This is a genomic window from Methylobacterium sp. AC832 (genome assembly GCF_979256025.1).
The window spans coordinates 111,746-127,404 of the sequence record NZ_CEEDMV010000005.1; the positions used below are offsets into that span (position 1 = coordinate 111,746).

At 64.9% G+C, this 15,659-nt stretch carries 17 protein-coding genes; 13 read left to right on the forward strand and 4 right to left on the reverse strand.

What is annotated here, in order from left to right; all coding sequences use genetic code 11:
• Positions 1-8: 8 nt before the first annotated feature.
• The 7 genes from AC0IXR_RS17965 (at position 9) to AC0IXR_RS17995 (ending at position 6,535) form a co-directional block, all read left to right on the forward strand.
• Positions 9-809, forward strand: coding sequence for a lysostaphin resistance A-like protein (locus AC0IXR_RS17965; RefSeq protein WP_471761678.1), 801 nt, complete (start codon positions 9-11; stop codon positions 807-809).
• 54 nt (positions 810-863) lie between these two features.
• A complete protein-coding gene (locus AC0IXR_RS17970; RefSeq protein WP_471761679.1) occupies positions 864-1,658 on the forward strand; it encodes a thymidylate synthase in 795 nt (264 codons plus the stop codon).
• Complete coding sequence (locus AC0IXR_RS17975) at positions 1,658-2,164, forward strand: dihydrofolate reductase (RefSeq protein ID WP_461234143.1); 507 nt, start codon at positions 1,658-1,660, stop codon at positions 2,162-2,164. Before AC0IXR_RS17970 ends, AC0IXR_RS17975 begins: the two co-directional genes overlap by 1 nt.
• A 185-nt stretch (positions 2,165-2,349) precedes the next feature.
• Positions 2,350-3,474 (forward strand): FtsH protease activity modulator HflK, encoded by a 1,125-nt coding sequence (hflK, locus tag AC0IXR_RS17980; protein WP_471761680.1) that lies wholly within the window; start codon positions 2,350-2,352, stop codon positions 3,472-3,474.
• Positions 3,471-4,424: a protease modulator HflC gene (hflC, locus tag AC0IXR_RS17985; protein ID WP_056424635.1), complete on the forward strand. Its 954-nt coding sequence runs from the start codon at positions 3,471-3,473 to the stop codon at positions 4,422-4,424. Before hflK ends, hflC begins: the two co-directional genes overlap by 4 nt.
• 81 nt (positions 4,425-4,505) lie before the next feature.
• On the forward strand, positions 4,506-6,032 hold the full coding sequence (locus AC0IXR_RS17990) for a Do family serine endopeptidase (protein ID WP_471761681.1): 1,527 nt from the start codon (positions 4,506-4,508) through the stop codon (positions 6,030-6,032).
• A gap of 137 nt (positions 6,033-6,169) precedes the next feature.
• Positions 6,170-6,535 carry a CCDC90 family protein gene (locus AC0IXR_RS17995; protein WP_471761682.1) on the forward strand — a complete coding sequence of 122 codons (366 nt, stop codon included), beginning with the start codon at positions 6,170-6,172 and terminating at the stop codon, positions 6,533-6,535.
• A 10-nt stretch (positions 6,536-6,545) separates the two neighbouring features.
• On the opposite strand, the gene serB is transcribed toward AC0IXR_RS17995, so the two are convergent.
• Positions 6,546-7,442: a phosphoserine phosphatase SerB gene (serB, locus tag AC0IXR_RS18000; RefSeq protein ID WP_471761683.1), complete on the reverse strand. Its 897-nt coding sequence runs from the start codon at positions 7,440-7,442 to the stop codon at positions 6,546-6,548.
• A gap of 17 nt (positions 7,443-7,459) precedes the next feature.
• On the opposite strand from serB, the gene miaA reads away from it, so the two are divergent.
• Positions 7,460-8,413, forward strand: coding sequence for a tRNA (adenosine(37)-N6)-dimethylallyltransferase MiaA (miaA, locus tag AC0IXR_RS18005; protein WP_471761684.1), 954 nt, complete (start codon positions 7,460-7,462; stop codon positions 8,411-8,413).
• Here the strand turns inward: miaA and AC0IXR_RS18010 are convergent.
• Together AC0IXR_RS18010 and moaA are read right to left on the reverse strand one after the other, a co-directional pair.
• Positions 8,391-9,257, reverse strand: a complete 867-nt coding sequence (locus tag AC0IXR_RS18010; RefSeq protein ID WP_471761810.1) for an NAD(P)-dependent oxidoreductase — start codon at positions 9,255-9,257, stop codon at positions 8,391-8,393. The two genes, miaA and AC0IXR_RS18010, sit on opposite strands and share 23 nt — an antisense overlap.
• 75 nt (positions 9,258-9,332) lie before the next feature.
• A complete protein-coding gene (gene moaA, locus AC0IXR_RS18015) occupies positions 9,333-10,367 on the reverse strand; it encodes a GTP 3',8-cyclase MoaA (protein WP_056424647.1) in 1,035 nt (344 codons plus the stop codon).
• Between the two features lie 174 nt (positions 10,368-10,541).
• On the opposite strand from moaA, the gene AC0IXR_RS18020 reads away from it, so the two are divergent.
• The 3 genes from AC0IXR_RS18020 to AC0IXR_RS18030 all read left to right on the forward strand — a co-directional run bounded on the left by AC0IXR_RS18020 (position 10,542) and on the right by AC0IXR_RS18030 (position 13,742).
• Complete coding sequence (locus tag AC0IXR_RS18020) at positions 10,542-11,030, forward strand: gamma-butyrobetaine hydroxylase family protein (protein ID WP_056424649.1); 489 nt, start codon at positions 10,542-10,544, stop codon at positions 11,028-11,030.
• Positions 11,021-12,406, forward strand: a complete 1,386-nt coding sequence (locus AC0IXR_RS18025) for an MATE family efflux transporter (protein ID WP_471761685.1) — start codon at positions 11,021-11,023, stop codon at positions 12,404-12,406. Before AC0IXR_RS18020 ends, AC0IXR_RS18025 begins: the two co-directional genes overlap by 10 nt.
• 151 nt (positions 12,407-12,557) lie before the next feature.
• Positions 12,558-13,742, forward strand: coding sequence for a glycosyltransferase family 2 protein (locus tag AC0IXR_RS18030; RefSeq protein WP_471761811.1), 1,185 nt, complete (start codon positions 12,558-12,560; stop codon positions 13,740-13,742).
• A gap of 28 nt (positions 13,743-13,770) precedes the next feature.
• Here the strand turns inward: AC0IXR_RS18030 and AC0IXR_RS18035 are convergent, their stop codons facing one another.
• Complete coding sequence (locus tag AC0IXR_RS18035) at positions 13,771-14,010, reverse strand: hypothetical protein (protein WP_244478237.1); 240 nt, start codon at positions 14,008-14,010, stop codon at positions 13,771-13,773.
• A gap of 740 nt (positions 14,011-14,750) precedes the next feature.
• Between AC0IXR_RS18035 and AC0IXR_RS18040 the strand changes: the two genes are divergently transcribed.
• Both AC0IXR_RS18040 and AC0IXR_RS18045 read left to right on the forward strand, forming a co-directional pair.
• A complete protein-coding gene (locus AC0IXR_RS18040) occupies positions 14,751-15,314 on the forward strand; it encodes an iron transporter (RefSeq protein ID WP_471761686.1) in 564 nt (187 codons plus the stop codon).
• An 8-nt stretch (positions 15,315-15,322) separates the two neighbouring features.
• Positions 15,323-15,658 (forward strand): cupredoxin domain-containing protein, encoded by a 336-nt coding sequence (locus AC0IXR_RS18045; RefSeq protein ID WP_419952303.1) that lies wholly within the window; start codon positions 15,323-15,325, stop codon positions 15,656-15,658.
• The last annotated feature ends 1 nt before the right edge of the window (position 15,659 follow it).

Here is a 15,659-nt window from a genome sequence, read left to right on the forward strand (position 1 = left end):
TCGCTGAAATGGCTCGCCATGAAGGCGACGGGCGGTCGAGGCGCTCGTCGTTCCATCTGGCCGCGACCGCGTTTCGGGATGCCATCGGCCTCGTCCTGGTAACGCTGTCCATCATGGTCATCGCGGCCATCGCCGCGATGCTCATCGTTCGAGTCGGCGCAGACATCCTGCAGGGTATCGATCCGCTGGCCAGCGACGTCCGCCGACCCCGGCTCTATCCGCAACAGATGGTCCTACGGGAGGTGGCGAGCGACATCCTGCGACAATGCCTGATCGTCGCCATCGTCATCGGTACGGCGATCTGGTCCGCGGGCAAGGCTTGGCGCGCCAAGCTCGCGCTCAGTCCGGTCGACGCACCCGGCCTCGCTCCTTCGAGGCTTCTCGCCATCATCCTGTTCTGGCCCTTCCTCCATATTCTGTGGGTGATCGCGACCGCGGATGCCTTTCACATGGCTTTCGGACGCAATGTCGGCCTGTCGCCCCTGCTCAGCAGGCCGGGCGCGGTCGCTTGGCTCGCCTTCACGATCGTCCTGGCTCCCGTGGCGGAGGAGCTGCTGATGCGCGGGGCCATGTTCGAGAGGGCATCGCGCTTCCTCAAGCCGTGGGGAGCCATCCTCGCTACCTCGGCGCTGTTCGTGCTGCTTCATATCCAGGTCGGCAGCATCGCCCGTCCGGTCTCCCTAGTCCCCCTGGCCCTGATGCTAGGCTGGCTGCGTTGGCGGACCGGGCGGTTATGTCCATGCATCCTGCTCCACGTCTGGAGCAATCTCGCCGTCGTCGCCTACTTGCTGTGGCCGGCGTCCGCCTGACGCTCGCCTCCCGACCCGCTTCGCGGTATCGCAGGAGACAAGAATGGGATCCCGATGCACGCCTATCATCAGCTCATCGAACGCATCCTCTCCGAGGGGACGCGCAAGGACGACCGAACCGGCACAGGCACGCTCTCGGTCTTCGGCCACCAGATGCGCTTCGACCTGGCGCAGGGCTTCCCGCTTGTGACGACGAAGCAGTTGCATCTGCGCTCGATCATCCACGAGTTGCTCTGGTTTCTCACCGGTGACACCAACGTGCGGGCGCTTCAGGCCAACGGCGTCACGATCTGGGACGAATGGGCCGACGCCAAAGGCGATCTCGGCCCGGTCTACGGCCGGCAATGGCGTTCCTGGGCTAAGCCCGACGGCGGTGCGGTGGACCAGATTTCCTGGCTCGTGGACGAAATCAGGCGAAACCCCGATTCCCGTCGCCTGATCGTTTCGGCCTGGAACCCGGCCGACCTCGACAGGATGGCGCTGGCGCCCTGCCATTGCCTGTTCCAATTCTATGTCGCCGACGGGCGGCTCTCGTGCCAGCTCTATCAGCGCTCGGCGGACGTGTTTCTCGGCGTGCCCTTCAACATCGCGTCCTACGCGCTTCTGACAGCCATGATCGCGCAGGTGACCGGTCTCAGGCCCGGCGATTTCATCCATACCCTGGGAGACGCCCATCTCTACGTGAACCATCTCGATCAGGCGCGGTTACAGCTGACTCGTGAGCAGCGCCCACTGCCACGCCTCGTTTTCAATCCGGAAGTCCGCTCGCTGTTTGAATTTCGGTTCGAAGACATCGCCATCGAAGGCTACGCGCCACATCCCGCCATCCGTGCGCAGGTGGCGGTCTGATGTCTGTCTCCTCCCGCCCCCTGATCAGTCTCGTCGTCGCCATGGCCCGCAATGGCGTCATCGGCCGCGACAATGGCTTGATCTGGCGCCTCGGCAGTGACTTGCGCCGCTTCAAGGCACTGACCATGGGCAAGCCGCTTCTGATGGGTCGGAAGACCTACGAATCCATCGGACGACCATTACCCGGCCGACGCATCATCGTTCTCACCCGCGATCAGTCACTCTCGATTGCGGACGTCAATGTCGTGCACGATTGGGAAGGGGCCATCGCGGCGGCCGGCGATGCGGAGGATCTGATGGTGGCCGGTGGGGGGGAGATCTATGCCTTGGCGCTACCGCATGCCGACCGCATCTACATGACGGAAGTCGACATTTCTCCTGAGGGAGACACCGTCTTCCCCAGCTTCGACAGAGGTACCTTCCACGAAACATCCCGCGTCGCACACCCGTCCGGCGATCGGGATGAATGCGCCTTCGCATTCGTTGATATGGAACGGGTCCGGTAACTCTACGCCGCGACGCATTGTGCAAGAGCGCTCGGCGCTGTTGCCTTTCCCCTTCATGATGCCCACTTGCCAGCCTTGACAGGACGGAGTGGCGACACTCAGTACCGTGAGACGGATCGGCCCGAAGCGGCAACGCGCCGGTCCGAACTCGAACGTCACTGCCTCAGCGGGAGATATCGGCGAGCATGCCTTGGAGCAATCAAAGCGGCGGCGGTGGCGGCAACGGGGGAGGGCCCTGGGGCCGTGGCGGCGGCGGTAAAACGCCCCCCGACCTCGAAGAGATCCTCCGTCGTGGCCAGGACCGTCTGCGTGGCATCATCCCCGGCGGTTCCATGGGCGGCGGCAAGGGTGTGGCCGTGGCCAGCGGCATCGTGCTGTTCATCTGGCTCGCCACCGGCATCTACACGGTCGCGCCGCAGCAGGTCGGTATCGAGACGATCTTCGGACGCTACACGAACACCACCGGCCAGGGGCCGCATTACAACTTTCCCTATCCGATCGGCGCGGTCACCAAGCCGAATGTCGGTCAGGTCAACAGCGTTCAGATCGGCTACCGCGCAGGTGTCGGGTCTCAGTCTCGGGGCCGCGACATGCCTGAGGAAAGCCTGATGCTCACGGGCGACGAGAACATCGTCGACCTCGATTTCGAGGTGCAGTGGCGCATCAATCCGCTGAAGGCGTCGGACTTCGTCTTCAACCTCGAGAATCCCGAAGGGACGATCAAGGCAATTTCCGAGAGCGCTATGCGCGAAGTGATCGGTCGCCGGAATATCCAGGCGATCCTGACCAACGAGCAGTCCAGCGTGGCCCAGGAGGTCAAGGAGATCACCCAGAAGGCTCTCGACGAGTACGGCGCCGGTGTCCGCATCGAAGTCGTCCAGCTCGTGGCCGTCAACCCGCCGCCGGATGTTCGGCCCGCCTTCATCGACGTGAACGCGGCTCAGCAGGATGCGGAACGCGCTCAGAACGAAGCCCGCACCTATGCGAGCCGCGAGGTTCCGCAGGCTCGCGGTAAAGCCTCGCAGATCGTCCAGGCCGCGGAAGCCTACAAGACCCAGGCGACAGCGGACGCTACCGGTCAGGCGGCCCGATTCCAGCAGGTCTACGAATCCTACAAGCTCGCACCGGCTGTCAGCCGTGAGCGCATCTTCCTCGAAACGATGGAGCGGGTCCTGGGCTCGGTCAACAAGGTCATCATCGACCAGAACGGAACCGGCGTTGCCGGTGGAGCAACGGGCGCGGGCGTCGTTCCGGTGCTTCCGCTGACCGAATTCGGCAATCGCAACACCAATACGGGGGCTGGACGATGAACAATCCCGCTCTTCGCACCGGCGTCCTCTTCCTCCTAGCAGTGCTCGCCGTCGCGCTCTATGCTTCGGTCTTCACCGTCGGACAGATGCAGCAGGCCCTGGTGATCCAGTTCGGCCGGGTCCGCACGGTCCTTAACCAGACTGGCACCGAGAAGCCGGGCCTGTACTTCAAGGTTCCGCTGATCGAGAACGTGGTGCTCTTCGACAAGCGCGTCCTCGATCTCGATCTTCCGGTTCAGACGCTTCTGACTGCCGACCGGCAGAATCTGGAAGTTGATGCGTTCGCCCGCTACCGCATCGTCGATCCGCTGCGCTTCTATCAGTCGGCGAATAACGTCCTGCGCGCCAACACGCTTCTGGCGAGCTTCACCAACTCGGCCCTGCGTAACGTGCTCGCCCGTTCGACCCGCGACGCCATCGTGCGGACCGAGCGTTCGCATCTGATGAACGTCATCCAAGGCGACGTGAACAATCAAGCGAAAGAGCTGGGCGTGGAAATCGTCGACCTGCGCATGACTCGGGTCGATCTTCCGGCGCAGAACTCGACCGCTGTCTACAAGCGGATGATCACCGAGCGTAACCGTGAGGCCGCCGATATCCGCGCGAACGGCGATCAGATCTCTGCGACGATCAAGGCGAAGGCGGACCGCGACGTCACCGTCGTCCTGTCGGAGGCCAACCAGACTGCTGAAACCCTACGAGGCCAGGGCGACGGCGACAGGAACCGGATTCTCGTGGAGGCCTTCGGCAAAGACCCTGATTTCTTCGCCTTCTATCGGTCGATGCAGGCTTACGAAACTGGTCTGAAGGGGCCCGAGACACGCCTCGTCATCAACCCGAACTCGGATTTCTTCCGTTATTTCAACGATCCGCAGGGGCGTGCTCCGGCAACCGCACCGCGCGCATCGGGTTCGGCGGATGCGGCTCCGACGACCGGGACCGTACGCTGAAACGGGCGTCCACTGACTGACCTACCCTTGATCGTCCGCTTCGGCGGACGATCTAAGCCTCGTCTCAACAAGAGGTCGACCATGATTTCCGCCGCGAGCGCCAGAACGGCGCGACGTCCCCGAGCGTTCCACCAGACGGCACGCTCGGCCTTCGCCGCCGTGTCGTTCGCCACCGCGGTGGCGTTCACGGGCCTCGCGACTCCGGCCCTGGCGAAGGGACCTGAATCCCTCGCCGATCTCGCCGACAAGGTGACCGACGCCGTCGTCAACATCTCGGCCTCTACCACTGTGGAGTCGAAGACGCCCGGCCGGACGATGCCGCAGCTGCCTCAGGGCACACCATTCGAAGATCTCTTCGAAGAGTTCTTCAGCAAGCGTGGTCAGCGCGGTGACGGGGATTCACCGCGCCCACAATCGCGCAAGTCGAACTCCCTCGGCTCGGGATTCATCATCGACGCATCGGGCATCGTGGTAACGAACAACCACGTCATCGGAGACGCCAACGACATCCAGGTGATCCTGCACAACGGCACCAAGCTGAAAGCAGAGATCATCGGCAAGGATCCCAAGATCGATCTTGCCGTTCTGCGGGTGAAGCCAGAGGCCGACAAGCCGCTGAAAGCTGTGCCCTTCGGCGATTCGGAGAAGATGCGTCCCGGCGACTGGGTCATCGCCATCGGCAACCCGTTCGGCCTCGGCGGCTCGGTCTCGGCCGGTATCGTTTCCGCGCGGGGCCGCAACATCGAGTCCGGCCCCTACGACAACTACATTCAGACCGACGCGGCCATCAACAAGGGCAATTCCGGTGGCCCACTGTTCAACATGGACGGCGAGGTCATCGGCATCAATACGGCGATCCTGTCGCCGACGGGTGGCTCGGTCGGCATTGGATTCGCCGTTCCTTCCGCTACGGCGTCACAGGTCATCGACCAGCTTCGTGAGTTCGGCGAGGTTCGTCGTGGCTGGCTCGGCGTGCGCATTCAGAACGTCGACGATGCCACCGCCGACGCCCTTGGCCTCAAGGGCGGCGCCAAGGGCGCGCTGATCGCAGGCGTCGATGAGAAGGGTCCTGCCAAGACGTCCGGCCTCGAAGTCGGTGACGTCATCACCAAGTTTAACGGAACGACGGTGAAATCCTCCAGCGACCTTCCCCGCATCGTCGCCTCCACGCCGGTGGGCAAGGTGGTCGAGGTCATCGTGGTCCGAAAGGGCGCCGAGACGACGAAATCCGTCACCCTCGGCCGCCTCGACGACCCCGAGAAGCCGCAACTCGCCAATGCCAAGCAGCCGGATGCGGCTGAGCCCGCCATCCGTCAAGCCCTCGGACTCAACCTGTCCGGGATCACCGACGAGCTGCGCCGCCGCTTCAGCATCAAGGACAGCGTGAAGGGCGTGGTCGTCACACGCGTCGACCCGAACTCCACCGCCGCCGACAAGCAGATCAAGCCGGGTGAGGTGATCGTCGAGGTTGGACAGGAATCGGTCTCATCGCCCGCCGACGTGACGAAGCGGGTCGATCAGCTGAAGAAGGAGAACCGCAAATCGGTTCTCCTCCTCGTAGCGGCCGCATCGGGTGATGTGCGCTTCGTGGCGATCGGCCTCGAATAGGCGCCGTCCCATCGAGAGCATCAGCCCATCTCGCACGCGGGATGGGCTTCGCTATGCCGTCGAGCCGGGACATTCGTCTTGTGCGACTCGCCGGCCGGCGCGTAGGCTGATCTCGACGCTATTGAGACTAGCAATTGATGACGGCGGTCGCCTTCGACACCTTGAAATTCGCCCGCTCCCTTCGCGAGAAGGCGAAGCTGTCGTCCGAACAGGCCGAGGGCCTCGCGGACGCATTCACCGAACTGTTTCAGGGCGACATCGCCACGAAGTCCGATATTGGATCGGTGAAAGTCGATATCGAAGCTCTTCACTTGTCGACACGATTCGATATCGAAGCTCTTCGGCTGTCCACGAGATCAGACCTTCGCGAAGCCCTGGCACGGCTGGAAGCCAAGATCGAAGCCACGAAGGCCGATATCATCAAGTGGATGTTCGGCACGATCGGCTTGCAGACCCTGATCATCCTCGGCGCCGTCATTGCCCTGGCACGGATCGTCCGCTGACGCCTCAGTCCTACGCGACGAACTCGTTCGCTCCGTAACCCTGCAGGTATAGGAGCGCGGTCAGGTCGCCGTGGTCGATGCGGACATCCGCCGCCGCCGCGACCTTGGGCTTGGCCCGAAACGCCACGCCGAGGCCGGCCTCGCCGAGCATGTCGAGATCGTTCGCCCCGTCGCCCACCGCCATCGTGTCCTCACGGTCGAGGCCGAAGCGCGAGCGCAGGGCGATCAGCGTCGCGCGCTTGGTCTCCTTGCCGACGATGGGCTCCAGCACCTCGCCGGTGAGATAGCCGTCCTTCACCCCGAGGGTGGTGGCATGCGCCTCGTCGAATCCGATCGTTGCCGAGATCGGTCCCGTGAACAGGGTGAACCCGCCGGAGACCAGGCAGGTATGCGTGCCGTTGGCCTTCAGCGTCCGCACGAGGACGCGTCCCCCCGGTGTGAGGGTGATGCGATCCCGGATGAGATCGTCCACCACGCCGACCGGCAGATCGCGCAACAGGGCGACACGCTCGCGCAGGGCCGGCTCGAAGGCGATTTCGCCGCGCATGGCCCGCTCGGTGATGGCGGCGACGCGGTCCTTCAGGCCGATCGTGTCGGCGAGCTCGTCGATGCATTCCTGCTCGATCATGGTCGAATCCATGTCGGCCAGGAACAGTCGCTTGCGGCGGTGGGAGCCGGCCACCTGCACGGCGACGTCGAACGGTTCGGCGGCGAAGGCCGCCCGTAGCCGCCGCGCCGTTGCGGAAACCTCTTCACCGGAGCCGGGAAACAGGATCTCGGCCGCCACCTCGCCATGGAGGATGCGCGGTTGATGATCGGTCCGCAGCACGGAACGGGCTTCCGCGAGAACCGCATCGGTGATGGCGGGCCGGCTCTCGTTTGCTATCAGGGTCGCGACGAGGGTCATCGGGGAGTGTCCACGCCTTGCCGCCGGTCACGGACGGATCACACAGACAGGCGCCCCCGGCGGCGATCCTAATCGCAGGGCCCACCGCCTCGGGCAAGTCCGGCCTCGCGACGGAACTCGCGCGCCGTCACGACGGCGTCGTGATCAATACCGATTCCATGCAGGTCTATGCCGACCTGCGACGGTTGTCGGCGCGGCCGAGCGTCGAGGAGGAAGCGCTGGCGCCCCACAGGCTCTACGGCGAGGTAGATGGCGCGGTGAATTACTCCGCCGGCCATTTCGCCCGCGATGCCGCGCGCCTCCTCGACAGCTTGCACGGCCGGCTTCCGATCTTCGTGGGCGGCACCGGCCTGTATTTTCGCACCCTGGAGGAGGGGTTGTCGGACCTGCCGCCGGTCCCCGATGAGGTCCGAACCGCGCTTCGCTCACGGGCCGAGGACCGGGCCACCGACCTGCTTCATGCCGACCTCGCAGAGGTCGACCCCGCCGGAGCGGCGACCCTGCGGCCCACCGACCGCGCCCGGATCATGCGAGCTCTCGAAATCTTCGGCGCCACCGGGAGACCGATCTCGGCGTTTCATGGCGAGCGCGTCGCCGGGCCGCTGGCGGGCAAACGCCTGGTCAAGCTGTTCCTCGCCCCCGAACGCGAGACCCTGCGCGCCCGGATCGACCGACGTTTCGTGGCGATGATAGAGGAGGGCGCCCTCGACGAGGTCGCGGCCCTGCGGGAGCGCCGCCTCGATCCGCTCCTGCCGATCATGCGCGCCCACGGCGTGCCGGGCCTCATCGCCCATCTCGACGGGACGATCCCCCTCGCCGAGGCGATCCAGCGCGGCCAGGGCGATACAAGGCGCTACGCCAAGCGGCAATTCACCTGGTTCCGCCACCAGATGGGCGAGGACTGGGCCTGGACCGATCCCGACGCGGCCCTCGCCGTGGCGACCAGCCTCATTTTTCCAGGCGGGCGATGAGGCTCGACGTATCCCAGCGGTTGCCGCCCATAGCCTGCACGTCGGCATAGAACTGGTCGACGAGGGCGGTGACCGGGAGCTTGGCGCCGTTGCGCCGGGCTTCGAGGAGGAGAATGCCGAGATCCTTGCGCATCCAGTCGACGGCGAAGCCGAAATCGAATTTTTCGGCATTCATCGTCCGGCCGCGATTCTCCATCTGCCAGGAGCCAGCCGCGCCTTTCGAGATCACGTCGAGCACCGCATCCACGTCGAGCTCGGCACGCTTGGCGAAGTGGATCGCCTCCGACAGGCCCTGGACGATGCCGGCGATGCAGATCTGATTGACCATCTTGGTGAGCTGGCCGGAGCCCGCCGGTCCCATCAGGCGTGAGGCCTTGGCGAAGCTCAGGATCGCGGGCTCGACCTTGGCGTAGGTGGCCTCGTCCCCGCCGCACATCACGGTGAGCGCCGCGTTTTCGGCGCCGGCCTGTCCGCCGGAAACGGGAGCGTCGATGAAGCCGAGGCCGAGTTCGGACGCGGCCTGGGACAGTTCGCGCGCGACCTCGGCCGAGGCCGTGGTGTGATCGACGAAGATCGCGCCCTTCTCCATTCCGGCGAAGGCCCCGTCCTCGCCCAGTGTCACGCCGCGCAGGTCGTCGTCGTTGCCGACGCAGGCGAAGACGATCTCCTGTCCGGCAGCGGCCTCGCGCGGGGTCTTGGCGAAGGCGCCCCCATTGGCCTTAACCCAGGCTTCCGCTTTGGCGGTGGTTCGGTTGTAGACGGTGACGTCGTGGCCATTCTTTGCGAGGTGACCCGCCATCGGGCCGCCCATCACACCCAGGCCCAGGAACGCGACCTTCGCCATCATCCGTCTCCATCCGTCACTACGTTTGCGGCGGGTCTAGATTCGATGGCGGGAGGGGTCAAACGCGAGACGGTTTCAGCCGCCCGTGACGCTCATATGGCGCGGTACGGCAGCCGGTCGGGCGCGCTCGATGACGAAGTCGTGGCCCTTGGGCTTTCGCGCGATCGCATCGATCACGGCTTGAGTAACGAGGGCGTCGTCCGGTGAGGCGCGCAGGGCCTCGCGCAGGTCGGCCGCGTCTTCCTGGCCGAGACACATGTAGAGCTTCCCCGTGCAGGTCAGGCGGACACGGTTGCAGCTCTCGCAGAAATTATGGGTCAGAGGCGTGATGAAGCCGAGCCGCCCCCCGGTCTCGGCGATGCGGACATAGCGGGCAGGGCCACCGGTGCGGTCCGGCAGCGGAATCATGGTGTATCGCTGTTCGAGACGTGCCCGGGCAACAGACAGGGGCAGGAACTGGTCGGTGCGGTCACCATCCACTTCACCGAGGGGCATCACCTCGATGAGGGTCATGTCCATGCCATCGCCATGGGCCCAGGCGATCATGTCGGCGATCTCGTCTTCGTTCACGCCCTTCAGCGCCACGGCGTTGATCTTGACCTTGATCCCGGCCTTGCGGGCCTTCTCGATGCCGTCGAGCACAACCTTGAGGTCGCCGCGCCGCGTCACGGCACGGAACTTGTCCGGGTCGAGCGTGTCGAGAGACACGTTCACGCGCTTGATACCGAGTTCGGCGAGTTCCGATGCGAAGCGACCGAGCTGCGTGCCGTTCGTCGTCATCGTCAGCTCTTCCAGGGCGCCGGTGCCTAGATGGCGCGACAGACGACGGAAGAGATGCATGATGTCGCGGCGAACGAGCGGCTCGCCGCCGGTGATCCTGAGCTTGCGCACGCCCCGGTCGATGAACACGCCACAGAGCCGGTCGAGTTCCTCTAGCGTGAGCAGGTCACGCTTGGGCAGGAACGTCATGTCATCCGACATGCAATAGACGCATCGCAGGTCGCAGCGATCGGTCACGGAGATGCGAAGATAGGTGATCGCCCGCTGGAACGGGTCTATCAGGGGCGCTTGCGCTTTCGAAGCTACGGGTTCGGCATAGGCAACACCCATGGGAGACTCGTGGCTCTTGGCTGGGGAGATTTCTGAAGCGTGGTCGCGCGAGGAACCTAGCATCACTGGCATATGAGGCGTTGGTGGCCAGGGAGCAAGCGCATGCCGACGCATGCCCCGTACGCTCTACACATATATTGCATCCGAGACGGTTACAGGCATGAGAGTTCCAGTATGAGCCAGCATCACGCCGATCCCCTCCCCACCGGACAGCAGGTCGCCTCACCGGAGCGGTGGCCCACCGAGATCCGCCTGTCAGGCGACAAGCGGACGCTGAACGTTTCCTTCGAGGATGGCGGCAAGTTCGCGCTGCCAGCGGAATATCTGCGCGTCTCGAGCCCCTCGGCCGAGGTTCAGGGCCATTCCCCCGCCGAGCGCAAGGTCATCGGCGGAAAGCGCGACGTGGCGATCCTTTCGGTGGAGCCGGTGGGCAATTATGCGGTGAAGCTGACCTTCGACGACATGCACGATACCGGGCTGTTCGGCTGGGGCTATCTCTACGACCTCGGCCGTGAGTACCGGAACCGCTGGGCGAAGTACCTGTCCGAGCTCGAAGAGCGCGGCCTCGTGCGCGATGCCGCCCGGCGTCCGACCGCCAATCCGGCAAAGAGCGAGCCACCGAAGGGCGAGGGAAGCTGCGGAAGCGGGTGCGGATGTCACTGACCGCCACCGCGGACCCGAACGGTATCGCGACCCCGACTCCCGCCACCAGCCGCCGCATCCTGGCGCTGGCTTTGCCGATGACGCTCGCCAACGTCACCACCCCGCTCCTCGGTTTCGTCGGGGCGGCGGTGATCGGGCGCCTCGGCGATGCCGCTCTCCTCGGCGCCATGGCGCTGGGTGCAGTGGTGTTCGATGCGATCTTCTGGTCCTTCGGCTCGCTTCGCATGGCGACGGCGGGGCTCACGGCTCAGGCGGCAGGTGCCCGCGACTTGGCCGAGATCGACCGGATCCTGGCCCGCTCGCTTGCGGCCGGAATCCTGGTGGGGCTCGTCATCGTCGCCGCTCAGGTGCCGATCGCGACCGGGGCCTTCGCCCTCAGCGGCGCGAGCCCGGCAGTAATCGCGGGTCTCGCCACCTATTTCCACATCCGCATCTTCGCGGCCCCATTCACGCTGGCGAACTATGCCATCCTCGGCTCGGTGCTCGGTCGTGGGCGGACCGATCTCGGACTTCTGCTTCAGGTGGCGATCAACCTCGTCAACATCGTCCTGACCCTCTTCCTCGTGCTCTGGGCGGATCTCAGCGTCGCGGGAGCCGGCATGGCCACGCTCGTCGCCGAAGCCGCCGGAACCGGCATCGGGCTCGTCCTGCTGGCCCGGCTCGGCTCGCGTCCGTTCGCGGTGCCGTTCGCCGTCATTCGCGATCCCCTGGCATTGGCGCGCATGCTCAGCGTCAATGCTGACGTCATGATCCGCACCCTGCTGCTGGTCGGTGCCATCGCCCTGTTTTCCGCGCTCGGTGCGCGCTCGGGCGACGTGATCCTGGCGGCGAATGCCGTCCTGTGGAATCTCTTCCTCATCGGAGGGTTTTTCCTCGACGGGTTCGCCACCGCGGCCGAGACGCTGTGCGGGCAGGCCGTCGGCGCGCGTGACGAAGCCGGTTTCCGCCGCGCGGCCCGCCTTAGCGTAATCTGGTGCGTTGCCTTCGGCCTAGCGGTGGCGACACTGTTCCTGGCCTTCGGCGCGGCCTTCATCGATACGGTCACGACGAGCCCGGAGGTGCGCGAAACGGCGCGTGCGTATCTGGCGCCCGCCGCACTCGCACCTCTCGTTGCCTCCGTGCCGTTCGCCTTCGATGGAATCTACATCGGCTCCACGTGGACACGGGCCATGCGCAATCTAATGATCGCGGCCACCGGCGTTTACGCCGTGGCGATCGGCATCGCTCACACCGCAGGCTTCGGGAATATGGGTCTGTGGCTCTCGTTCCTGATTCTGCTGGCGGCACGCGGCGCCAGTCAGGCCCTGGCCTATCCGGGGCTCGCCCGCCGGACCTTCGATACTGCGCCTGCGGCAAGGGATGTGCGCGCGCCCTGATCGTTGCCGTCCGAGCCGGATTGCTGCCGTTCAGCTTCGATCGATACACTGAGCATGTCTCACCTGCCGGGGATCGGCGCCGGTATCCATCCGCGCCGCCTCATCGGAGTCCTCCGTGCCCTATTCCACCCTCTCCGACGTCGCCCCCGCCATCGATACGTCGCCGCGCTTCGCCTCCTCGGTTCCCGACACCGTCATCGCGATCCCGGTCTATAACGAGGCCGAGCGGATCGAGGCCTGCCTGCGCGCCATCGACGCGCAGGAGGGCGTGCGTCCCGGCAGCCTCGGTCTTTATCTGTTCCTCAACAATTGCAGCGACGGCACGGGTCGGATCGTTGCCGAACTCGTGCAGGACATGTCGATCCCGGTCCGGGTCAGGATGGTGACCTTCAATGGCGCCCATGCCGGATGGGCGCGCCGCGCGGCCATGGAAGCCGCTGCCGAATGGATCGGCCCGGACGGCACCGCCGGAACGATCCTGACCTCGGATGCCGACAGCCGGGTACCGTCGGATTGGGTTGCGCGCAACCTCGCCGCCTTGGATGCCGGGGCCGATGCCGTAGCGGGGCGCATCCAGATCGATGAGGACGAATGGGTGGCACTGCCCAAGTCGCTTCGCGCACGGGGCAAGCTCGAAGATGCCTACAGCGATCTCCTGACCGAGTTGGAAGCACGGATCGATCACGATCCGCACGATCCCTGGCCGTGCCACCGGACGACGATCGGCGCCACGCTCGCCGTCCGCCTCTCGGCCTACCGTAAGGTGGGGGGCATGCCGATGATCGCTCTCGGCGAGGACGGCGCTTTCGTAGCAGCCCTGCTACAGCACGGGCTGCGGGTCCGGCACGCCAAGGACGTCGTCGTCACCGTTTCCGGCCGCCTGGTCGGCCGCGCGCCCGGTGGCGTCGCCGATACGATACGCGCGCGCTGCGAGGTGCCTGACAGCCTCTGCGATGCACGTATGGAGGCGGTTCCCCGCGCGCTCTACCGCTATCTGTGGCGACGCCGCCTTCGTCGGCTCCACGCCTCGAGCGCCTTGGCGACCACCACGGCCTGGGCACGCAAACTGTCGATCCCCGAGTCGGATGCCGTGCGGATCGCCAAGCAGCCTCTCGTCGGACTCGCGGTCGCCGAGATCGAGCGTGTCAGCCCCAAACTGGTCTACCGCCCGCTCGGCCCTCGGCAACTGCCCCGCCATATCCGCCTGGCGACGGTTGTCCTTACATTCCTACGCGCTGCTTCGGCCCTTAACCGCAAACTGCCATCCCCCGAACTGCCTGAAGTCAAGACACTGCCTGAAGCCAAGACAATGTCGGTCGATCCCGCCTCTCGCTGAGCCTCGCGCTTCGACAAAGACGACGCCTTCAGATCGGCTTGCCTGCGATCCCCAGGCCGACTTTCTCGCCTCTCACCGAAAGAATGCCTCGCTTCAGGATCGCGTCTTCGAGTTCGTCGAAGGCCTTCGTGAGATGGGTCTTGGCCGTCAGGATGGTCGTGGCGCGCGGACGGGGCTGCTCCATCATCAGGCCGACAAGGTCGTCCGTACTTTCCAGGACGATGCGGTGAAGCGAGTGGATCGTAGGGTCGGGTTCGATGAACCGCATCGCACTATCGGTCCACCGCCTCAACTCGCCAGATAAATCCTCACCCACGGAAGCATAAGCTTCGATCTTCATGCGAACGTTCACGAAACTCGTCGCGATGTCTTTGTGCAGCTGCGTCATGACAATAAGGTCGGTCGGGGTTGGACTTCATAGGCCGTGAGGATAGTCTCTGTTCGTCAACAAAATATGGCATGCAAAATCGTGCGCAAAGTCGCACCGATCAGCCATGATTGGTGTTGGCCGGATATCGCGCGGCGTTCATGCGAACCACACGTTGTGCCGTCGTGACGGAGAGGGCCTGGAAGGCCGCCGTCATGCCATGCATCGCTTCGGGCGCCGTCGCGCGCTCCGATTGCGAGGTCGTGAACAGCTTGAGGATTTCCCGGCCGAACCGTACGGAGCGGACGAGATGATGTCTCCGGCCAAGCCCCCCAGCCAGCGCATCCCATTGTTCACGGATTGGTCGCGCGTCCGTTAACGCCCGGCCGTCGCCCGCCGCGAACCGACCATCCGGCGTGGGATGAGCCGCAACGGTATCGAAGGTGCCCTAGAAAATTCCCGATGATCGGTGATTCCCGCCATCGGGCTGGAAAAACCGACGCCAGCCCTGTCCGTCAGGGTAAGGCCGGGCGAACACCCTAGCTTCCTATAGGCGCAACACATTGGAAGTATTCTGATATATGGTTTTTCTCAAGAACCGGCTTTGCTTCCGACGATCGCTGGGCTACGCGCTAGCGACAATGCGCAACATCACTCACTCCGCACTGATTTCCGCCTCCCTGCTGGCCTTCGCGGCCCTGGGCACCGGCTTCGCCTCGGCCAAGGAGACGCCGATCGGCCCTCCCATGCTCAAGGACGGACTGGAAGTGACGGCGGTCTATCTTCAGCCGATCGAGATGGACCCGCCGGACATGATGCGCGCCGCCGCGCAATCCGACATCCACCTCGAAGCCGATATCCGCGCGGCCAAGGACAACCGTAACGGGTTCGCCGAGGGCGACTGGCTGCCCTCCCTCGACGTGAGCTTCGAACTGACGAAGCTGGAGGGCGAGGCCGCCACGGGTCCGAAGGTGAGCGGCTCGCTGATGCCGATGGTCGCCAATGACGGCCCGCATTACGGCGACAACGTCAAGCTGAGCGGCCCCGGCCGCTACCGGCTCAAGCTCACGGTGGCGCCTCCCGGCAAGAACCAGCATTTCGGCCGCCACGTGGACAAGGAGACGGGTGTCGCCGAATGGTTCAAGCCCTTCGACCTGATCCAGGACTTCACCTTCGCCGGCACCGGCAAGAAGGGCGCGTATTGACCACCGTGATGCAGCACGTCCGCAGCCTTGCACTCGCCTGCGCCCTCATGGCAGCCGGCATCGGCTTTGCATCGGCCAATGACATGCCGGTGATCAAGGTCGAGATGAAGGATGGCGTGATCATCCCCGAGATCATCGAGGTGCCAGCCAATACACGCTTCAAGCTGGAGATCACCAATACCGGCACCTCGCCGGTGGAGTTCGAGAGCATGGAACTGAAGCGCGAGAAGGCACTGGCCGCCGGCTCGACCTCGGGAATCGTCTTCCGCACCCTCGACCCCGGCACCTACGACGTTTTCGACGACTTCCACCCGGAAGCCAAAGCCAAGCTGGTGGCGAAGTAGC

Coding starts and splice junctions, on each gene's coding strand:
- AC0IXR_RS17965 (WP_471761678.1), top strand. CDS start 9: ATGGCTCGCCATGAAGGCGACGGGCGGTCGAGGCGCTCGTCGTTCCAT.
- AC0IXR_RS17970 (WP_471761679.1), top strand. CDS start 864: ATGCACGCCTATCATCAGCTCATCGAACGCATCCTCTCCGAGGGGACG.
- AC0IXR_RS17975 (WP_461234143.1), top strand. CDS start 1,658: ATGTCTGTCTCCTCCCGCCCCCTGATCAGTCTCGTCGTCGCCATGGCC.
- hflK (WP_471761680.1), top strand. CDS start 2,350: ATGCCTTGGAGCAATCAAAGCGGCGGCGGTGGCGGCAACGGGGGAGGG.
- hflC (WP_056424635.1), top strand. CDS start 3,471: ATGAACAATCCCGCTCTTCGCACCGGCGTCCTCTTCCTCCTAGCAGTG.
- AC0IXR_RS17990 (WP_471761681.1), top strand. CDS start 4,506: ATGATTTCCGCCGCGAGCGCCAGAACGGCGCGACGTCCCCGAGCGTTC.
- AC0IXR_RS17995 (WP_471761682.1), top strand. CDS start 6,170: ATGACGGCGGTCGCCTTCGACACCTTGAAATTCGCCCGCTCCCTTCGC.
- serB (WP_471761683.1), bottom strand. CDS start 7,442: ATGACCCTCGTCGCGACCCTGATAGCAAACGAGAGCCGGCCCGCCATC.
- AC0IXR_RS18010 (WP_471761810.1), bottom strand. CDS start 9,257: ATGGCGAAGGTCGCGTTCCTGGGCCTGGGTGTGATGGGCGGCCCGATG.
- moaA (WP_056424647.1), bottom strand. CDS start 10,367: ATGGGTGTTGCCTATGCCGAACCCGTAGCTTCGAAAGCGCAAGCGCCC.
- AC0IXR_RS18020 (WP_056424649.1), top strand. CDS start 10,542: ATGAGCCAGCATCACGCCGATCCCCTCCCCACCGGACAGCAGGTCGCC.
- AC0IXR_RS18025 (WP_471761685.1), top strand. CDS start 11,021: ATGTCACTGACCGCCACCGCGGACCCGAACGGTATCGCGACCCCGACT.
- AC0IXR_RS18035 (WP_244478237.1), bottom strand. CDS start 14,010: ATGCGGTTCATCGAACCCGACCCTACGATCCACTCGCTTCACCGCATC.
- AC0IXR_RS18040 (WP_471761686.1), top strand. CDS start 14,751: ATGCGCAACATCACTCACTCCGCACTGATTTCCGCCTCCCTGCTGGCC.
- AC0IXR_RS18045 (WP_419952303.1), top strand. CDS start 15,323: ATGCAGCACGTCCGCAGCCTTGCACTCGCCTGCGCCCTCATGGCAGCC.